Genomic DNA, 3,492 nt, shown 5'->3' on the forward strand with positions numbered 1-3,492 from the left:
TAAAAAAACAACTTATTTTTTCTAATGAACAACTCTTTCTTGCCTCCATTCTCTTGGTACAGATGATCATTCAAACACAATTGGAGCAAGGGATATATGAGTAAATTCGTGTGGATCGTTCAGGGTCTAGCCAACAGTCCCCATATTGACGCGGTGTGTGGTAAAAGCTATGGGAATCAACGCTTGGAGTGTGCTGCAAATACGCACCCCTATCAAAGTGCGCTCTATTTTAAAAAATGGTCTGGATCAAAAGCCATTGCCTAAAGCATCGCCATCAGCAATACTCTCAGCCCAATTTTTTCCATCAAATTGCACATACTCAATTTCTTCAGCTGAGCTTAAATCTAAACAGCGCGCATTCACACTAATAGAAATACGCACGAACAAGTTCGGCTTATAGTTATTGATGGGTTTTCTACCCCCAAGAATCAGAAGCTACATGAGCGCATGGTTGCAGTGGTGGATGAGAGCAACTCAAAGCTGGACTCATCAATCCTTATTTTCCCAGCGGGTATTGCTATTGAGCTACTCCAGAATAACTACCGTGAATCCTGGGTGCCTGTAGAATTAATGGCCCAACAAGATATTCATGAGACCGCATAAGGTCTTTTGTTCTCACTTCATCAATGACTTCTATAGCCGATAAATCAATAGCAAACAACCACGCTGACAGCGGCCGCACGCGCCCAGCCGCATGCACCCCCTCCTGCACCCGCGCCCGTAATATAGCAAACGAAAAATTCAAATCAGAATCCTCTCGGGGCGATGCAGAAGTAAACCAAGCGTCATAGGACTTAGTAAACCAATTATAGAACATAAGTCCTCGCTCCAGATTAGCGGGATTAGATGCCTCCAATAAGCTAGGGTTTTGCACTACATCTTGAAATGAACGTTTGGGGTGACAATACTCATGGACAATATGAGCAGGTATCTTTCTTTGAAGAAGACCAATATTTATCCAGAGTGTATTTAGTTCTTCCCAATCCGCATCCGTTGCCCGAGGACTTTTACTGTACGCCTCAATATAAGTTCTCAATGCCTGCTTTAAGGGTGTCAAATCAAAATGAGCACTGCGGTATTCTTTCCCATTTTGGGTATAGGTGAATCTTCTTTGTTTTTTAAATAGTGTTCCTATGGGCTCTTCTATGTGTTGCACGCGCTTTAAGAGTTCTTGTTTGGTGTCATCATTCATGTATCGCTCAAGCATAAAGCGCATATGCGAGTCTTTGGCCCACCAGGCATACTCGTAGGCGCTGCATGTAAACGTGCGGCCTGAATAATCGGTGAACTTAATGTCTCGAGCGGTGAGAAGTTCTTGAGCAAGCTCTGTCTCTTTTTTGAGTAGGCTTTCGGCCTCATTTTGTTGGCCATAGGCGACATGCTGTACGAAGTGCTTGGCGTTGATTTGCAATTTGAAATCAGGGCGCTCTGTAAAGAGTTTTTCTTTAAGTTTTGCGTCGTTGTAACTGTCTATTCGTTCGTATAAGGCCTGTAATGAGGCCTTATCCATGGTGGCGGTATTTATCTCTACCTCGCATTGAAGAAGCGTAGTTTTATGAGGGATGGTTATACCTAAGCTAGGTGCAGCTCCTCGCGCTTTCTCTAAAGGCAGGATTAATGCTTGAGGGACATCCAACAAAGGAGAACTCACAAACCTGGTAAAAGGGGTGCAGATGGACCCCTGATGCATGACAAAGGCGCCATTCTTTGTGGAGTCTAATACAAAAAACTCATCAAAATGTGGTGAATCTTTGATTTGCGCGTATTGGTGAGCAACATCGTGCTTAATGGCATTGATGTCATCGGCAGTGAATGGGGTTTTTAATCGCAAATCTTGAGCATGCTCATTTATCCAAAACAAACAGGCCTCTTCAATGGATGCGTTAGTCTTTTGCGCTTGCGCTAAAATGAAAGCTAGGTTAGCACATAACGTTGGATGCTTATCCAGAATTGCCCCAAAATTGGTGTCTTGGCTGGTTTTGCCGTTCATTACAGCATAGATATTGCTCAGACCTAATAAAAATTGAGTTGCTATGGACCAGCGTTCTGCCTGGTTTAGGTACTTAAAAGGCGATACAATCGTTGTGGTGAATAAATCTGGGGCACAGAAACCGAATAAAGCCTGTATATACTTTTTTGGCTTTGTCTCATTATCAAAGAACATGACCTCGTTTATATATCTTTGCGTAAGGAGCACCCCGTTGGCTGTTTTGGTGAAATCAATGGCAACACCCAATTCCGTTTGTACTGTGTCGTGTAAGAGCGTTCTCAAAGTGCCAAAATCAAAGGGTTTATTGAGAGCCTTTAATTGTGTCACTACCAGATCTATTACTTTAGCCTTCAAATCATGAAAAATTAATGGGATATATGCTTTGATGAGTGCTTGTTGTAATTGGGATTCGGCATGTTCTATGTTTCTTGATACGCTCGTGTGCGCCACACGAAATATCGGATTTACTCCTTCGGTACGAAGATAACCATCTTGCTCCTGTGGGTGCAACACTATGCTGTACAGGTTCGATGTGGCTCTGTCCTGCATCATGCTTTCTAATGGCCTTGGATAGCTTGGAAAGCTTGAATTAAGACAATTTAGCTCCGGGTGTTTTTCCACAAAGCCAACTACCTTTAAATAGGCATTAATTTGATTCAACCTTTCTTGTTTTTGTTGCCTGAGTGGCGAGTCAGCTCCGAGTAATAGACTTATATCGCTTTCTAAGGCCTCTTTATAGGCTAATAACTCCATTTTTAAACTGGCCTTTTTATTTGAATTACTCCCTTTATCAAAAAACTCTTGCAGCGCATAAACTGCTTTGCAGGTGTTGTCTAATCCAATGGTCGTGCCACTGACTATGGGCATGAAGATGTGGACTATGTTTTCGGGGCTTAGGTATAGGTACCGGGCAGATAAAGGTTCTTTTAAAGGCAGCCTCATGATGTTTGTATTTTATTTGATTACAGTGCGCATATCATAGCATGGTTTGCCGATGATTTTTAATCCCATCATTGGTCATAATGTTGGCACCTGTTTACCTCACTCCTTTATAAATAATAACTGCAAGCACTTATTGTCATCATTTAAACAATTTGATTTGGTTTGCCCAAGCTCAAAGGACAAGATATAGCAATACTTATTAAGTTACTGAAATAAAAGACAAAAACGATCTAGACTTTATGATAAATTTTTATTGCAACCTAATTCTGAATGCAATAAGATTATTGGGCAGTTTTAAGTTTTAAAAAGCGCTGATAGTAAGGATTCGCACTCCTAACTACCAGCTAAGCCACAACAATTACTTTTGGGAGTAAAATATCATGACCTACGTCATTATTATTCATTTTACGAATAATTTTCAATGTTTATCTAGCCGAAAGGCCCTAGATTCGCCACCTTCAGGTTAATTTCAGACCAATTTGACTAATGCGCTGCTGTATGTGCGTAGGGAGTCATACGTCTTTAAAACACCGAACGGGGGCATAACCTAATTTTGCCCC

3 protein-coding genes are annotated in these 3,492 nt (G+C 41.5%); 1 reads left to right on the forward strand and 2 read right to left on the reverse strand.

Annotation, left to right across the window (positions count from 1 at the left end; all coding sequences use genetic code 11):
• Window positions 1-96: 96 nt before the first annotated feature.
• On the forward strand, window positions 97-264 hold the full coding sequence (locus WA877_RS02375) for a hypothetical protein (RefSeq protein WP_425169335.1): 168 nt from the start codon (window positions 97-99) through the stop codon (window positions 262-264).
• Here WA877_RS02375 and WA877_RS02380 read toward each other — a convergent pair.
• Both WA877_RS02380 and WA877_RS02385 read right to left on the reverse strand, forming a co-directional pair.
• Window positions 247-381 (reverse strand): hypothetical protein, encoded by a 135-nt coding sequence (locus WA877_RS02380; protein ID WP_425169336.1) that lies wholly within the window; start codon window positions 379-381, stop codon window positions 247-249. The two genes, WA877_RS02375 and WA877_RS02380, sit on opposite strands and share 18 nt — an antisense overlap.
• A gap of 136 nt (window positions 382-517) precedes the next feature.
• On the reverse strand, window positions 518-2,932 hold the full coding sequence (locus WA877_RS02385) for a SidC (protein WP_425169337.1): 2,415 nt from the start codon (window positions 2,930-2,932) through the stop codon (window positions 518-520).
• Window positions 2,933-3,492: the final 560 nt, after the last annotated feature.

The sequence above is a fragment of the Legionella sp. genome, assembly GCF_049790535.1.
In the GTDB taxonomy this organism is placed as follows: Bacteria; Pseudomonadota; Gammaproteobacteria; order Legionellales; family Legionellaceae; genus Legionella.